Raw genomic sequence first — 13752 nt, forward strand, 5'->3', positions numbered from 1 at the left:
CATCCGTCGACCCGTCACGCGACGTTGTGGAGAAACAGGTCCGTCACACGGCCCTGTCTAGACTTGCCGGGTGGGGAGCTCGGGCCGACGTGAGGGACGCCTGTCGCCGGTCGCGATCGTCGGGTGGACAGGCCTCGCCGTCATGCTCGTCGCCGGGTTCCTCGCCGCCCTCGGCGGGCTGAACCAGAGCCTCTACGGCGCGCCCGCCTTCGTCGAACGCTACCTCGACGCCATCGCGCGCGACGACATCGTGAACGCCGCCGCGACGCCGGGCGTCCGGCTCGATGAGGGCGACCTGGCCGGCGCGGGGCTCCCCGCCGACATCTCCACCGCGATGCTGCGCTCGAACGTCGTGGAGTCCGGTCCCGAGGACGTCCGCGTCGTCTCCGACGAGGCCCATGACGACGGGCGGCACACGGTGACCGTGAGCTATCGGCTCGACGCGTCGATCGTGCAGACGGCGTTCGTCGTGAGCCCGATCGAACCGCTCTACGGCCTGCTGCACCGCTGGGAGTTCGCGACGAGCCCGCTCGCGGTGATCGAGGTCACGGCGGCCCAGAGCCCGCTGTTCACGGTCGGGTCGCTGACGCTCGACGCACGCGCTGCGAAGACGGGCGACGATCTCGCCGCGTTCACGCAGACCACGCAGTACCTCGCGATCGCTCCCGCCGTGTACGAGTTCGGATACCAGTCGACGCTCCTCGAGGCCGCCCCGGTCCAGGTCATCGCCGAGCCGGGGGCGAGGGCCGCCGTCACGGTCGACTCCCTCCCCACGGCGGCGTTCCTGGAACGCGTCCAGGTCAAGGTCGACGAGTACCTCGTGGACCAGTGCGCGAGCCAGCCCGTGCTCCAGCCGGCCGGATGCCCGTTCGGCGTCGTGATCGACGACCGCGTGGTGGGCGATCCCGTGTGGAGCATCGTCGAGTCCCCGGCCGTCACGCTCGTGCCGAGCGAGTCGAGGTTCGAGATGCCGCCCACCCCGGGGCTCGCGCACATCTCGGTCGACGTGCAGTCGCTGTTCGACGGCGCGTTCTCGACGCTCGAACAGGACGAGTCCTTCACGCTCGCGCTCGAGGCGACCGTGCGGCCCGACGGGTCGATCTCGATCCAGTTGCGCTGATCCGCTCAGTCCGCTCAGCGCGACCGGACGAGCTCAGCGCACCCCGTCGCGCTCGGCGAGGGCCGCGAGCCTCGCGTTGTACTCCTCGAGCTCGGCATCGCCCGTGCGGTCGGCGTGCCGGTCGCGACGCTTCGACTCCTTCGCGTCGGTGCGCGACCACTGCACGGCCACGGTGATGGCGAGCGCCACCGTCGGGATCTCGCCGATCGACCAGGCGATGCCGCCTCCCAGCTGCTGGTCGGCGAGCGCATCGGTGCCCCACCCCATCGCGCCGTACCAGTCGGCGAGCAGCAGCCCCGTGCCCATCATGATCGCCAGGCCGAAGAACGCGTGGAACGCCATCGTGCCGAGCAGCAGGAGCAGCCGGAACGCGTACGGAAGGCGGTACGGCACCGGGTCGATCCCGATGAGCGACTGGACGAAGAGGTACCCGGTGATGAGGAAGTGGGTGATCATCCACTCGTGCCCGATGTGGTCCTCCATCGACCACCGGAACAGCGGCGAGTAGTAGAAGACCCAGAGCGAGCCCGCGAAGAGCACCGCCGCGACGATGGGGTTCGCGATGATCGACGCGAACCTCGAGTGCACGGCGAGCAGGATCCACTCGCGCCCACCCCGGCTGCCGTCCTTCCGCGGGCGGATGGCTCGAGCCGCGAGCGTCACCGGCGCGCCGGGCACCAGCAGCACCGGCACCGCCATCGTCAGCATCATGTGCCCGAGCATGTGGGCGGAGAAGAGGTAGTTCTCGTACGCCGCGACGCCGCCGCTCGTGACCCACGCGAGGAGCAGCAGGCCCGCGACCCAGAGCACGGTGCGGTAGATCGGCCAGCGGTCGCCGCGACGTCGCAGCCGGAGCACGCCCGCGACGTAGAAGAAGATGCCGAACCCGCACGCGATGAGCCAGAGCAGGTCGGGGCTCCACTGGGTGAAGTAGGCCGTCGCGTCGGGAGCGGGAGGCAGGGGCTCGCCCGTGAGGATCTCGGCAGGCGTTCGCGCGAGCCCACCCGAGACGTCCTCGTCGATGGGCGTCGCCGTCCGGGCGAGTGCTGCGGCCACGCCCGAGGCGATGCCCATGAAGGCGAGCTCGATGACGACGAGCAGCCAGAAGGTCCGGTTCGCGGATCCGCCGGCTGCGCCGCGATCGGTGCGCGCGGCGTCGGCCCGCAGCATCCGGTCGATCAGCACGCGCCGCTGCGTGGCGCCGAACAGGCCGAGGGCCACGAGCGCGGCCACCTTCATCACGACCAGCACGCCGTACTGCGTGGCGAGCTGGTCCCAGGTCCCGATCCGGAGGGCGGCGCTCGCGTAGCCGGACACGGCGACGACGATGAACGCGATGAGCGCGACCGTCGAGTAGCGCGTGAGCACGACCCCGAGCCGATCGCCGTCGAGCGCGGGCTTCAGCAGCACGATCGTGAGGAGTCCGCCGAGCCAGGCCGCCGCGAAGGCGAGGTGCAGCCCGAGCGCCGTGACCGCCTCGTCGTGGCCGGACGCACCGGCCGCGTGGCCCTGCTGCGCCATGGGCACGAGGGCGACGACCGCCAGCACGGCGACGAAGACGAGCGCGGTGTGGTTCCGCACGGCGAAGCACAGCACGGTGACCGCGGCCGCGATCAGGGTCGTCGCGAGCCACGCCTGGCCGAGCTCGATCGACGTCACGAACTGGCCGAGCTGCTGGCCGAAGCGGTCCCCGAGCGAGAACTCCGCGCCCGTCACGAGCATGAAGGTCAGCACGCCGGTCGCGGCGCTCGCGACGGTGAGCACGGCGGCGGATGCCGCGGCCACGTCGAGCGCGAGGTCGAACTCGCGTCGCTTCGGGCTCAACGCCCAGACGGCCAGCACGAGTGCGCCGATCATCCCCGCGGCGCCGAGGTTCACGAGCAGCTTCGCGACGGGGACGCCCCACCGCGCGATCGGGCCCGGGTCCTGGATCGGGTACGGCTCCGCGCCGCCGCCGTAGACGAGCGCGGCGGTCATCGCGGCGAGCGCGACGGCGACGAGGGCGGCTGGGCCCAGCACGCGGGCGGAACGGATCACCGTACGAGCCTAGGCGAGCCGGCTGGGAGCGATCGCCCCGGGCACGACGAAGGGGCGCCCGGGAGTACCGGGCGCCCCTTCGGGAGTCGCGGAATGCGTCTGAGGACGCGCGCGGGTTACTTCGCGGCGGCCTTGAGCTTGGAGCCCGCGGTCACCTTGACCGAGTTGCCGGCGGCGATCTGGATGGTCTCGCCGGTCTGCGGGTTGCGGCCCGTGCGGGCGGCGCGGTGGGTGCGCTCGACGGCGAGCCAGCCCGGGATGGACACCTTGGTGCCCGAGCCGACCGACTCGGCGAGGGTGTCGAAGAAGCCGTTGAGCACGGCGTCGACGGCCGTCTGGCTCTGGCCCGTCGACGCGGCGATCTTGGCAACGAGCTCCGACTTGTTGAGCGACTTGTCAGCCATTGAATGTCCTCCTCGGACCTTCGCTGTTGGTACAGCTGTCGTGTGGAAACACGGAGAACGGATCGCATCGATCGCCCCCGTAGCCGTTCAGGCCGCCTCGAATGTAGCAGAGTCCCGCGGAAACACGCGGATTTCCGGTCCGTTCGGGCAGGTTCGCCGGGGGCTTGACGGATGCCGTGTCATCCGTCGGGCCCGGCCGCCGGAGCACTGCGCGGGAACGACGAGAGGGGCGCCCCGGAGACCGGGACGCCCCTCTCGGGAAGCGGGTGGAGTTACCAGCTCGACTTCGTGATGCCGGGCAGCTCACCGCGGTGAGCCATGTCACGGAAGCGGACGCGCGAGACGCCGAACTTCGTGAGCACGCCACGGGGGCGGCCGTCGATGGCATCGCGCGAGCGCACGCGCACCGGCGAGGCGTTGCGGGGCAGCTTCTGCAGGCCGATGCGGGCGGCCTCACGGGCCTCGTCGGTCGCGTTCGCGTCGACGAGCGTCTTCTTCAGCTCGGCACGCTTCGCGGCGTAGCGGTCGACGACCACCTTGCGCTGCTCGTTGCGCGCGATCTTGCTCTTCTTGGCCATGTCTTAGCGCTCCTCTCGGAAGTCGACGTGCTTGCGCACCACGGGGTCGTACTTCTTGAGCACGAGACGGTCAGGGTTGTTGCGACGGTTCTTGCGGGTCACGTAGGTGTACCCGGTGCCGGCCGTCGAACGGAGCTTGATGATCGGACGGATGTCCTGCTGCTTCGCCATTAGAGCTTCACCCCACGAGCCTGGATGTCCTTGATGACGGCCTCGATGCCACGGGCGTCGATCACCTTGATGCCCTTGGCAGACACGTTCAGGGTGACGTTACGACGCAGCGACGGCACGTAGTAGGTCTTCTTCTGCACGTTCGGGTCGAAGCGGCGCTTCGTCCGGCGGTGCGAGTGCGAGATGTTGTGGCCGAAGCCGGGGACGGCTCCGGTCACCTGGCACACTGCTGCCATTGGTCTTTCCTCCAATACCGAGGGGCCGGACGGCCCCTCCCAAGGTCTCTTGTCTGCAGGCGAGCCCCTCCGCTCGCGCGGTAGATACAGGTGGTTCGTCCACGGTCTGAGCGGTGGAAGCGCCCAGCCAAAGGGAAAGCCTAGCAGATCAGGGCATCGAGCCCGAACCCGCCGACGGCCACGCCGCCGTCGCGTCGCCCGGCGAGTCCGCGCCGTCGACGCGCGTCGGCCCGTCCCTCGTCGGCTCGCCGCGGTCGACCCAACGACGCGACAGCAGCGCAGCGAGCAGGAAGCACAGCGCGCCGAGCAGGGTCCCGAGGTTCGCCCAGAGGAGGTTCAGGAGCGTCCCCGTCTCCGGGATCACGTAGGCGCCGATCGCGGAGAGCCCGAAGAACACCGAGCCGAGCATGCCCAGCCACGTGCCGTGCCAGGTGCGCGCGTCCGTGTCCCACAGCTCGCCTCGGTGCGTCGTCGCGACCATCGCGAACGCGCTCGCGGCGAGGAACGCGAGCGAACCCCACGCGTCCGGCTTCCAGCCCGCCCCCACGTAGTCGGGCGCCGCGATCGCGGCCAGCAGGGCCAGCGTGGTGCTCAGGTTGAACAGCAGCGTACCGACGAACTGCACCGCGGCCGCCCACCAGTCCCACCAGTCGGCCCGGTTGGTCACGCGTCGGCGCGGCAGGTGCCGGCCGCTCAGGCTCAACTGGACGAACGCGGCCAGCGTGAAGAACACGGAGCCGACCACGAACGTGATGTTCACTCCGACCGACCCGAGCCATTCCGCGTAGAACGGGAAGGCCGCGACGAGGAAGCACAGCGACCCGATCGCGAAGCCCCACGCCTCGCGACGCAGCCGACGCACCCTGCCGACCCTGCGCGCCGCCATCCCGTTCCCGCTCCCGTCCGCTCAGTGGTGGAATGCCTGGACGAGGCCCTCGTGCGGCATCGGCGCGTCGAGGCCGTCGAGGAACTCCGTCTCCTCGCGGATGTCGCGCAACAGGTCCTCGGCGAGGTCGTGGCTGAGGCCGTTGCGGCAGACGATGCGCATGACGGTCTGGTCGGACTGGCCGCCGGAGAGCGGGTAGGCCGGCACGAGCCATCCCTTGATCCGCAGCCGTTCGGCGAGGTGGTACAGCGTCCACTTGTCGGTGTGCCCGGGCGTCTGCCGCCATGCGAAGACCGGGATGTCGGTGCCGTCGGTCAGCAGTTCGTACGCATCGAGCTTGCCGATCTCGCCCGAGAGGAACACGGCGACGTCCTGCGACGCCTGCTGGATCGCGGTGTACCCGAGCCGGCCGAGCCGCAGGAACCGGTAGTACTGCAGGAGCACCTGCGCTCCGGGGCGGGAGAAGTTGATGGCGAACGTCGGCATCGACCCCCCGAGGTAGCTCACCCGGAACACGAGGTCCTCGGGCAGCGCGGCGGTGTTCCGCCAGACGACCCAGCCGACGCCGGGGTAGACCAGTCCGTACTTGTGGCCGGACGTGTTGATGGACTGCACCCGCTCGACGCGGAAGTCCCACTCGAGGTCGGGCTGAAGGAACGGCGCGACCATCGCACCGGAGGCGCCGTCGACGTGGATCGGGATGTCCAGGCCGGTCGCCGCCTGGATCTCGTCGAGCTTCGCGGCGACCTTCGTCACGGGCTCGTATGAGCCCGTGTAGGTGACGCCCATGATCACGACGACGCCGATCGTGTTCTCGTCGACCACGTCCTCGAGCCCGGTGCCGTCCATGAGCGGGTGCTCGTCGCTCGTGTCGATGAAGCGCATCTCGATGTCGAAGAAGTTGCAGAACTTCTCCCAGCAGACCTGCACCGCGCTCGACATGATGAGGTTCGGCGTCTCGGTCGACTTCCCCGCCGCGCGGCGGGCGTGCTGCCAGCGGCGCTTCAGCGCGAGCCCGCCCAGCATGCACGCCTCCGACGAGCCGATGGTCGACGTGCCGATCGCGTCGTCGGGGTCGGGCGCATTCCAGAGGCCGGCGAGGATCCGCCAGCAGTACTCCTCGATCGCCGCCGTGGCCGGGTACTCGTCCTTGTCGATCATGTTCTTGTCGAAGGCGTCGTGGTACAGCCGATCGCCGTGCTCGTCCATCCACGTCGTCACGAACGTCGCGAGGTTCAGGCGCGCGTTGCCGTCGAGCATCGACTCGTCGTGGATGATGCGGTACGCGGTCTCCGGCAGCATCGGCAGCTCCGGGATCCGCGTGTGCCGCGCGGTCGTCGCCTCCCCCGCCCGCGTGAACGTCGGCTCGAGCTCGTCGTCGTGGCGCATGGTTCCCCCTCCATCGCGTCGGCCGTCGGCGGCCGCACCGATGCGGACGATAGTCCCCGCCGATCGGCGTCTCAAGGGCCGAAAGCACGACGAAGCGGATGCCTCGGGCACGACGTGCGCCCGCGGCATCCGCTTCTCGGCTCATCGCGCCGTCACGGCGCGACCCGACCTCAGGAGGTCAGGGAGTCGACGTACTCCTGGTTGTCGGCGATCCACTGCTCCACGACGGGGCCGTAGTCGTCGGTGTCGTTCTCGTTGAACATGGCGTTCTCGAGGGAGTACAGCAGCTCGCTGTCCATCGAGAAGTCCTGCAGCCAGCCCGCGAGGGTCGGGTGGGTCTCCTCGAGGCTCGCGCTGCCGAACGAGTGGATGCCCTCGGCGTCGCCCAGCGTGCCCTCGGGGTCCTCGAGGTCCTTGAGCGGGAACGCGTCGTAGGCCCAGTGCGGACGCCACAGCGTGACGGCGATGTTCTCACCGGCGTCGGTCGCCGCGGTCAGCTCGGCGAGCATCGCGGGCGTCGAGGACGTGAGGTAGTCGATGCCGTCGAGGCCGTAGGTCGGGATGACGCTGTCGGTCGTGACGCGGTTCAGGCCCGAGCCCGGCTCGATGCCGACGAGGCGGTTGTCGAACGCGTCGGCGTTGGCGGCGAGGTCGGCGAGCGAGTCGACGGGGGCGTCCTCGTTCACGGCGATCGTGAGCTTGGCGTCCTCGTTCCAGGCGCCGAGGTCGACGATGTCGTCGCCGTACTGCTCGATGTAGTCCGCGTGCGTGACGGGCAGCCACGTGTCGAGCGTGACGTCGTAGTCGCCGTCGCTGAGACCCTGGAAGACCGGGGCGGCGTCGGCGTACTCGAGCTCGACGTCGTAGCCCTGCTCCTCGAGCACGGTCTTCCAGAGCTCGCTCGCGGCGATGCCCTCGTCCCAGCCGTTGAACACGGCGATGGTGAGGTCCTTCTGGTCGCCGTTGTCGAGGGTCTCGGCCTCGGCGCTCGCGGCGCAGCCGGACAGGGCGAGCGCGGCGGCACCGCCGAGGGCGATGGTGGAGATCAGGTGACGCTTGGTCATGTGGAGGGTGTTCCTTTCCTCCCGTGTGCTGTGGCACGGGTGTCGGGGATGGTTCCGCGCGGGTCCGCGCGGGGGTCCTGGAGGCGGCGGATGCCGCGTCCGGGGGCATGCCGGACGCCGCCGTGCCGCAGGGCGGCCGTGCGGTGACCGGATGGTCTGGTTACGTGGTGGACGCGAGCTCGGGGTCGCGCTCGGCCGGCTCGGCCGGCCCGTCGGTGCGACGAGCCGGTGCGGCATCCGCTCGCTTCGTGCGCCGGGGACGTCGATCGCCGGAGCCGAACGCTCCGGTGATCCGGTCGAGCACGATCGCGAGGATCACGACCGACAGTCCCGCCTCGAAGCCGAGGCCAACGTCGATGCGCGTCAGCGACTGCACGACGTCGCCGCCGAGCCCGCCCGCGCCGACCATGCCGGCGATGACGACCATCGAGAGCGAGAGCATGATCACCTGGTTGACGCCGGCCATGATGCTCGGCATCGCGAGCGGCAGTTGGATCTGCCGGAGGATGCGCCAGGGCGACGAGCCGAACGCCTGGCCCGCCTCGACGACCTCGCGGTCGACGCCGCGGATGCCGAGCTCGGTGAGCCGCACGCCGGGGGCCATCGCGAACACGATGGTCGCGACGATGCCCGGCACGACGCCGACCCGGAACAGGATCAGCGCGGGGATCAGGTACACGAACGCCGGCATCGTCTGCATGAAGTCGAGGATCGGGCGGATGACGCGGCTCGCCACGTCGTTCCGGGCGGCCAGGATCCCGAGCGGGATCGCGACGACCACCGCGATCGCGCTGGACACGAGCACGAGCGCGAGGGTGTCCATCGCGTTCTCCCACTGGTCCACGCCGACGATCACGACGAGGCCGGCCACGGTGCCCACCGCGAGCTTCCAGCCCTTGGCGAACCAGGCGAGCGCGGCGATCACGACGATCACGGCCCAGAACGGCGGCGTCGAGAGGACGAGGTCGACGAGGTCGTAGAACCCCGCGAAGATCGCGCGGATCACGTCGAACAGGCCGTCGAGGACGTCGGTGAGGACGTCGATGGCGCCCTCGGCGATCTCGCCGAGCGGAAGGCGGAACTCGTTCATGCGCGGCTCCCTTCGATCGGGGCGACGGCATCCGTCGCGAGCGCCTCCTCGAGGCCCGGCGCGGGGTCGGCCCCGACCTCCTCCGTCGAGCGCAGCGTCTCGGTGATCACGTCGACGGGCACCGTGGCGGGCGCGGTGATCGCGGGCAGCTCGCCGGTGGTGGCCGGGACGTTGCCGAGCGCGGCGAGGAGGGTGACGCGCGGCACGGCGCCGAGCAGGCGGTGCCGGTCGTCCACGACCGCGAGCGGCAGCTCGTGCTCGACCGCGCTGCCGAGCAGCTCGGAGAGGGGCACGTCGTCGGCGACGGTCGCGATGTCGTCGCGGATGGCCGCGTCGAGCGTGCGCTCGCCGCGCTGGACGAGCCGGAGCACCTCGCGGTCGTGCGCGACGCCGAGCAGGCGCCGGCCCGGCGCGACCACGAACACGGTCGAGGTCTGCAGGTCGCGCATGGTCCGGAGCGCGGCACGCGGTCCGGCCGACGAGGACACGATCGCGCGCGGCGCCTCCATGACGTTGCCGGCGGTGAGCACGCGCGCCCGGTCGACGTCCTGCACGAACTGCGCGACGTAGTCGTCGGCCGGGTCCGTGAGGATCTCCTCGGCCGTGCCGAGCTGCACGATGCGGCCGTCGCGCATCACGGCGATCCGGTCGCCGAGGAACATCGCCTCGTTCAGGTCGTGCGTGATGAAGACGATGGTCTTGCCGAGCTCCTGCTGGAGCTCGACGAGCTGCTCCTGCATCTCGCGGCGGATGAGCGGGTCGAGCGCCGAGAAGGCCTCGTCCATGAGCAGGATGTCGGTGTCGGCGGCGAGGGCGCGGGCGAGCCCGACGCGCTGCTGCATGCCGCCCGAGAGCTCGGACGGCATCTTGTCGCCCCATCCGGCGAGGCCGACGCGGTCGAGGATCCGCGAGGCGCGCTCGCGACGCTCGTCGGCGCCCACGCCCTGGATCTCGAGGCCGTAGGCCGCGTTGTCGAGCACCGTGCGGTGCGGCAGCAGGGCGAAGTGCTGGAAGACCATCGAGACGTGGTCGCGGCGGATGGCACGCAGGCGCTTCGGGGAGACGCCGGTGATCCGCTCCCCCATGACCTCCACCGATCCGGCGGTCGGCTCGAGGAGGCCGTTGAGCATGCGGATGAGCGTCGACTTGCCGGAGCCGGAGAGGCCCATGACGACGAAGATCTCGCCGCGGCGGACGTCGAACTCGGCGTCGACGACGGCCGCGGTACCGAGGTGGGCGATGTCGTCCCGGGTCGCGCCGTCGGCGAGGCGCTGGAGCGCTTCGCCGGGCTTGCGGCCGAAGAACCTGGTGAGTCCGCGGACCTCGAGGGCGGGCGGGGCGTGGCGGGCCGCGGCCGCGGTCACGGCCGCATCGGCGTCGGGGATGGGGTGGGGAGTCGTGCCGGGCGGCGCGGCGACCTCGTGGGTCGCGACGCCGTCCTTCTCGGGGGCGGATGATTCGAGCATGTGTGCAGGCGCTCCGAAGCGCGCTCGTCGCGCCGGCCATGGTGCGCTGCGGCCGGCGGGCAGGAGCGTGCTCAGGGTCACGGCCGGGTTCCGCGCGATCCGGGAGACGGGCTCGAGCCGCGGTGGTGCTGTGCACCGGGCGAGCACCGAGTCCAGCGCGCCCGGCCATAGGAGCCGGACACCACGCAGGGAACCGTACGACCCCGGTGGGCACTCGGAGGAATGCCTGGCGACCGGGGGCGCGGACTGGGTGTGTGGTCCACGTGGACCGTCGTCAACCGTATCCACGTCACGGGTCGGTTCCCAAATCGAGCGAGGCGATTCCGCGCTGACCTGCGATTTCCGATCTCGGCCGGGTGCACTGCGGGTCAGCCGGGCGACGGGACCTCGGTCCCGAGGAATACCCCAGGGGTATTGCTAGCATCGAACTGCGGCCGGATCCCCCGAGCCGCGGAACCCGGACCCCCATCGGCCCGTCCCGGAAAGGCGCACACCATGCCCACCCGCAGGAGCACGCTCATCAGCACCGTCGCCGCGATCGCCCTCGCGGGCTCGATCCTGTCGCTCGCGGCCTGCACGCCATCGCCGACCGGCGCCACGTCCGAACCGACCGCGGCCACGTCGGCCGAGCCGACGACCCCTGCCCCCGAGGCATCCGCCGGGCCGGCTCAGGAGGACGCCTTCGACACGGCAGCCGCGCTCCGCTACCTGATCGAGGAGGAGAAGCTGGCGCACGACGTCTACGTGGTGCTCGGCGACCTCTGGGGCGCGCAGGTCTTCACCAACATCACCGCGAGCGAGACGACACACCAGGACCTCGTCGCACCGCTGCTCGCGGCGCGCGGCATCGAGGACCCGCGCTCGGGAGAGGTCGGCGTCTTCACGGATCCGGACCTGCAGGCGCTCTACGACGAACTCGTCGCGCGCGGGTCGACCAGCCTCGACGAGGCGATCCAGGTCGGCATCGCGATCGAGGAGAAGGACCTCGCCGACCTCGGGGCGGTGATCGACGCCGAGGACGAGGCCGACGTGACCAGCGTGCTCGAGCGGCTCTACGCCGGCTCGGAGAACCACCTCGCCTCGTTCGAGCGCCTCGCCTGAGTGCGCGGCCGCGGCCGGCTCAGGCGCGCGCGCCCTCCACGGCCTGCCGCGAGCACTCCGCGCAGAGCCCGAACACGTCGACGACGTGCGCCGGCGCCGTGAAGCCCTGCTCCGCCGCGACGCGCTGCGCCCACGTCTCGACCTCGTCTGCCGCGATCTCGACGGTCAGGCCGCAGTTCCGGCAGATGAGGTGGTGGTGGTGGCCGGTGCTGCACGCGCGGTAGATCGCCTCGCCCTCGGGCGACTGCAGGCAGTCGGCGTCGCCGCTCGCCGCGAGGTCGCCGAGCGCCCGGTACACGGTCGCGAGCCCGATGGGCGAGCCGCTCGCATGCAACGCGGAGTGCAGGGCCTGCGCGCTGATGAAGCCCTCGGTGCCGTCGAGCGCATCGCGCACCGCCTCGCGCTGCCAGGTGTTCCGTTTCATGCGATCCGTGCGTCCTCCGCGGTCTCCACCGGTATCGGAGCCCGCCTCGAGGGTAGTCGCCGCAGCTGTGAGCCGCCGAGCGCGACGAGGAAGAACGCCGTCGCCGCGAGCGCGATCGCCGGCCCGGCGGCGACCGCCAGTGCGCGCGAGGCGAGCACCCCGATCACGCCGGACGCCGCGCCGATGACGGGGGCCGCGAGCAGCACGCCGCGATAGGTCGACACGACGGCGCGTGCGGCCGCCGCGGGCGCCGCGATGAGCGCGATCGCGAGGATCGCGCCGACGGCCGGCAACGAGCTGACGACGGATGCCGCGGTGAGCCCGAGCACGAGCAGCTCGACCGGCCACTCCCGGAACCCGGCGGCCCGGAAGCCGCCCGGGTCGAACGTCGAGAAGGCGATGCGCGGACCGAAGGCCGTCACCAGTGCGACCGCGCCGACGAGCACCGCGGCCGCGAGGGCGATGTCGGCGTCGCCGACCGTCAGGATCGAGCCGACGAGGAGCGTCTCGGGGCGGACCGGGATCCCCGGGATGAGGGCCTGCAGGAGCGCACCGGCCGCGAAGCCCCCCGTGAGCACGATGCCCGCGGCGACCTGCGCCCCCTGGTGCCTGACTCGCGCGATCGCGACCACGATCGCGACGATCGCGACGGAGGCCACGGCGGCACCGAACGGAACGCTGAGCCCGAGCGCCGCCGCGGCGACGGCCCCCGGGTAGGTGGCGTGCGTGAGCGCCTGGGCGAAGAACGTGCGCCGTCGGAGCACGACGAGCGCGCCGACGAAGCCCGCGCCGGCGCCGATGACGACGGCGGCGAGGAGCGCGCGCTCGAAGTAGCCCATCAGCGCTCCCCCGCCGCTCCGGCTCGGGCACGCGGGCGCGACGCGGCGGGCGCCGCCGGCGAGCGGGGCATCCGGTCTCGGACGAGCCGGTACCCCAGCATCAACGCGTACACCACGACGAAGACGGCGACGACCGTGCTGCCGGCGGGGAGGTCGATGCCTGCGCCGACCGACGCGCCGAATCCGACGGCGAGTCCGAGCCAGGCGCTGACGGCGCCGACCGCCGCCGCGATCGGGAAGAGCCGCCACAGGTGCACGGTCGCGAGTCGGGCGGATGCGCCGGGGACGATGAGCAGCGCGAGCACGAGGAGGGTTCCCACCGTGCTGGCCCCGGCGACGACGACGAGCGCGATCGACGCGTTGAGGACCAGGTCGAGCGCGAGCCCGCGGTCCCCCGCGGCGCGACTGCCGTGTGGATCGAACGCCCGGAAGACCTGCTGCTTCAGGGTCGCCCCGACGGCGACGGCTGCCGCGAGCGACACGACGACGAGCGGCGCGACGTCCTCGGGCGCGATCGTCAGCACGCGGCCGAACAGCAGCGCCTCGAGTTCGCCCGCGTAGTCGTCGCTCCGCGAGACCACGATCACGCCGACGCTGAACGTGGCCGTGAGCACGACGGCGACCGCGGCGTCGGAGGTCACCCCCGCACGGACGAAGAGCGTGAGCAGGACCGCGCCGATGAGCGCCGCGATCGCGGCGCCGGGCACGAGCCCGGCGCTGCCGCCGACGGCGAGGCCGATGGCGAGCCCCGGGAAGACCGCGTGGGTGAGCCCGTCGCTGATGAACTCGAGCCCACGCAGGTTGACGAGCACCCCGACGATGCCGGCCACGATCGAGAGCACGAGCAGCACGAGCAGCGCGCGGCCCATGAACGGCAGCGCGAACGCACCGAAGAGCACGTCGCCCAGGCTCATCGCGAACCACTCCCCCGGTCGCATGCCCGAGTC

At 71.4% G+C, this 13752-nt stretch carries 15 protein-coding genes; 2 read left to right on the forward strand and 13 right to left on the reverse strand.

Annotated features, from left to right (window positions below):
• Positions 1 to 70: 70 nt before the first annotated feature.
• Positions 71 to 1120 (forward strand): hypothetical protein, encoded by a 1050-nt coding sequence (locus GJR97_RS08295; protein ID WP_154346009.1) that lies wholly within the window; start codon positions 71 to 73, stop codon positions 1118 to 1120.
• Positions 1121 to 1153: 33 nt separating this feature from the next.
• Here GJR97_RS08295 and GJR97_RS08300 read toward each other — a convergent pair whose 3' ends face one another.
• The 10 genes from GJR97_RS08300 to GJR97_RS08345 all read right to left on the reverse strand — a co-directional run bounded on the left by GJR97_RS08300 (position 1154) and on the right by GJR97_RS08345 (position 10441).
• Complete coding sequence (locus tag GJR97_RS08300; protein ID WP_154346231.1) at positions 1154 to 3097, reverse strand: cytochrome c oxidase assembly protein; 1944 nt, start codon at positions 3095 to 3097, stop codon at positions 1154 to 1156.
• Positions 3098 to 3273: 176 nt separating this feature from the next.
• On the reverse strand, positions 3274 to 3561 hold the full coding sequence (locus GJR97_RS08305; RefSeq protein WP_129233735.1) for an HU family DNA-binding protein: 288 nt from the start codon (positions 3559 to 3561) through the stop codon (positions 3274 to 3276).
• A gap of 272 nt (positions 3562 to 3833) precedes the next feature.
• Positions 3834 to 4139: a 30S ribosomal protein S14 gene (gene rpsN / locus GJR97_RS08310; RefSeq protein WP_154346010.1), complete on the reverse strand. Its 306-nt coding sequence runs from the start codon at positions 4137 to 4139 to the stop codon at positions 3834 to 3836.
• Between the two features lie 3 nt (positions 4140 to 4142).
• Positions 4143 to 4310 carry a 50S ribosomal protein L33 gene (gene rpmG, locus GJR97_RS08315; RefSeq protein WP_021760158.1) on the reverse strand — a complete coding sequence of 56 codons (168 nt, stop codon included), beginning with the start codon at positions 4308 to 4310 and terminating at the stop codon, positions 4143 to 4145.
• On the reverse strand, positions 4310 to 4546 hold the full coding sequence (gene rpmB, locus GJR97_RS08320; RefSeq protein ID WP_056727420.1) for a 50S ribosomal protein L28: 237 nt from the start codon (positions 4544 to 4546) through the stop codon (positions 4310 to 4312). The genes rpmG and rpmB overlap by 1 nt, the downstream gene beginning before the upstream one ends.
• A gap of 148 nt (positions 4547 to 4694) precedes the next feature.
• Positions 4695 to 5408 carry a hypothetical protein gene (locus GJR97_RS08325; RefSeq protein ID WP_324613292.1) on the reverse strand — a complete coding sequence of 238 codons (714 nt, stop codon included), beginning with the start codon at positions 5406 to 5408 and terminating at the stop codon, positions 4695 to 4697.
• A 45-nt stretch (positions 5409 to 5453) separates the two neighbouring features.
• Positions 5454 to 6821, reverse strand: a complete 1368-nt coding sequence (locus GJR97_RS08330; protein WP_154346011.1) for a glutamate decarboxylase — start codon at positions 6819 to 6821, stop codon at positions 5454 to 5456.
• 170 nt (positions 6822 to 6991) lie between these two features.
• Positions 6992 to 7885 carry a glycine betaine ABC transporter substrate-binding protein gene (locus GJR97_RS08335; RefSeq protein ID WP_154346012.1) on the reverse strand — a complete coding sequence of 298 codons (894 nt, stop codon included), beginning with the start codon at positions 7883 to 7885 and terminating at the stop codon, positions 6992 to 6994.
• A 160-nt stretch (positions 7886 to 8045) separates the two neighbouring features.
• The gene (locus tag GJR97_RS08340; RefSeq protein WP_154346013.1) at positions 8046 to 8975 is read right to left on the reverse strand and encodes an ABC transporter permease; all 930 of its coding nucleotides are present in this window, start codon (positions 8973 to 8975) and stop codon (positions 8046 to 8048) included.
• Positions 8972 to 10441 carry a quaternary amine ABC transporter ATP-binding protein gene (locus GJR97_RS08345; protein ID WP_154346014.1) on the reverse strand — a complete coding sequence of 490 codons (1470 nt, stop codon included), beginning with the start codon at positions 10439 to 10441 and terminating at the stop codon, positions 8972 to 8974. Before GJR97_RS08345 ends, GJR97_RS08340 begins: the two co-directional genes overlap by 4 nt.
• A 495-nt stretch (positions 10442 to 10936) precedes the next feature.
• Between GJR97_RS08345 and GJR97_RS08350 the strand changes: the two genes are divergently transcribed.
• A complete protein-coding gene (locus GJR97_RS08350) occupies positions 10937 to 11542 on the forward strand; it encodes a DUF2202 domain-containing protein (RefSeq protein WP_154346015.1) in 606 nt (201 codons plus the stop codon).
• 19 nt (positions 11543 to 11561) lie between these two features.
• Here the strand turns inward: GJR97_RS08350 and GJR97_RS08355 are convergent, their stop codons facing one another.
• The 3 genes from GJR97_RS08355 to GJR97_RS08365 are packed head-to-tail and all read right to left on the reverse strand — an operon-like array spanning position 11562 to position 13743.
• Positions 11562 to 11966 carry a Fur family transcriptional regulator gene (locus GJR97_RS08355; RefSeq protein ID WP_154346016.1) on the reverse strand — a complete coding sequence of 135 codons (405 nt, stop codon included), beginning with the start codon at positions 11964 to 11966 and terminating at the stop codon, positions 11562 to 11564.
• The gene (locus tag GJR97_RS08360) at positions 11963 to 12805 is read right to left on the reverse strand and encodes a metal ABC transporter permease (RefSeq protein ID WP_154346017.1); all 843 of its coding nucleotides are present in this window, start codon (positions 12803 to 12805) and stop codon (positions 11963 to 11965) included. Before GJR97_RS08360 ends, GJR97_RS08355 begins: the two co-directional genes overlap by 4 nt.
• Positions 12805 to 13743, reverse strand: coding sequence for a metal ABC transporter permease (locus GJR97_RS08365; RefSeq protein WP_154346018.1), 939 nt, complete (start codon positions 13741 to 13743; stop codon positions 12805 to 12807). The genes GJR97_RS08360 and GJR97_RS08365 overlap by 1 nt, the downstream gene beginning before the upstream one ends.
• Between the last annotated feature and the right edge of the window lie 9 nt (positions 13744 to 13752).

Source organism: Agromyces kandeliae, from assembly GCF_009674665.1.
Lineage (GTDB): Bacteria > Actinomycetota > Actinomycetes > Actinomycetales > Microbacteriaceae > Agromyces > Agromyces kandeliae.

Excerpts from the sequence above, each read along its gene's own strand:
- rpmG (WP_021760158.1), bottom strand. The coding sequence starts at position 4,310 with ATGGCGAAGCAGCAGGACATCCGTCCGATCATCAAGCTCCGTTCGACG.
- GJR97_RS08335 (WP_154346012.1), bottom strand. The coding sequence starts at position 7,885 with ATGACCAAGCGTCACCTGATCTCCACCATCGCCCTCGGCGGTGCCGCC.
- GJR97_RS08305 (WP_129233735.1), bottom strand. The coding sequence starts at position 3,561 with ATGGCTGACAAGTCGCTCAACAAGTCGGAGCTCGTTGCCAAGATCGCC.
- GJR97_RS08345 (WP_154346014.1), bottom strand. The coding sequence starts at position 10,441 with ATGCTCGAATCATCCGCCCCCGAGAAGGACGGCGTCGCGACCCACGAG.
- GJR97_RS08340 (WP_154346013.1), bottom strand. The coding sequence starts at position 8,975 with ATGAACGAGTTCCGCCTTCCGCTCGGCGAGATCGCCGAGGGCGCCATC.
- rpsN (WP_154346010.1), bottom strand. The coding sequence starts at position 4,139 with ATGGCCAAGAAGAGCAAGATCGCGCGCAACGAGCAGCGCAAGGTGGTC.
- GJR97_RS08360 (WP_154346017.1), bottom strand. The coding sequence starts at position 12,805 with ATGGGCTACTTCGAGCGCGCGCTCCTCGCCGCCGTCGTCATCGGCGCC.
- GJR97_RS08365 (WP_154346018.1), bottom strand. The coding sequence starts at position 13,743 with ATGCGACCGGGGGAGTGGTTCGCGATGAGCCTGGGCGACGTGCTCTTC.
- GJR97_RS08355 (WP_154346016.1), bottom strand. The coding sequence starts at position 11,966 with ATGAAACGGAACACCTGGCAGCGCGAGGCGGTGCGCGATGCGCTCGAC.
- GJR97_RS08350 (WP_154346015.1), top strand. The coding sequence starts at position 10,937 with ATGCCCACCCGCAGGAGCACGCTCATCAGCACCGTCGCCGCGATCGCC.
- GJR97_RS08330 (WP_154346011.1), bottom strand. The coding sequence starts at position 6,821 with ATGCGCCACGACGACGAGCTCGAGCCGACGTTCACGCGGGCGGGGGAG.
- rpmB (WP_056727420.1), bottom strand. The coding sequence starts at position 4,546 with ATGGCAGCAGTGTGCCAGGTGACCGGAGCCGTCCCCGGCTTCGGCCAC.
- GJR97_RS08300 (WP_154346231.1), bottom strand. The coding sequence starts at position 3,097 with ATGACCGCCGCGCTCGTCTACGGCGGCGGCGCGGAGCCGTACCCGATC.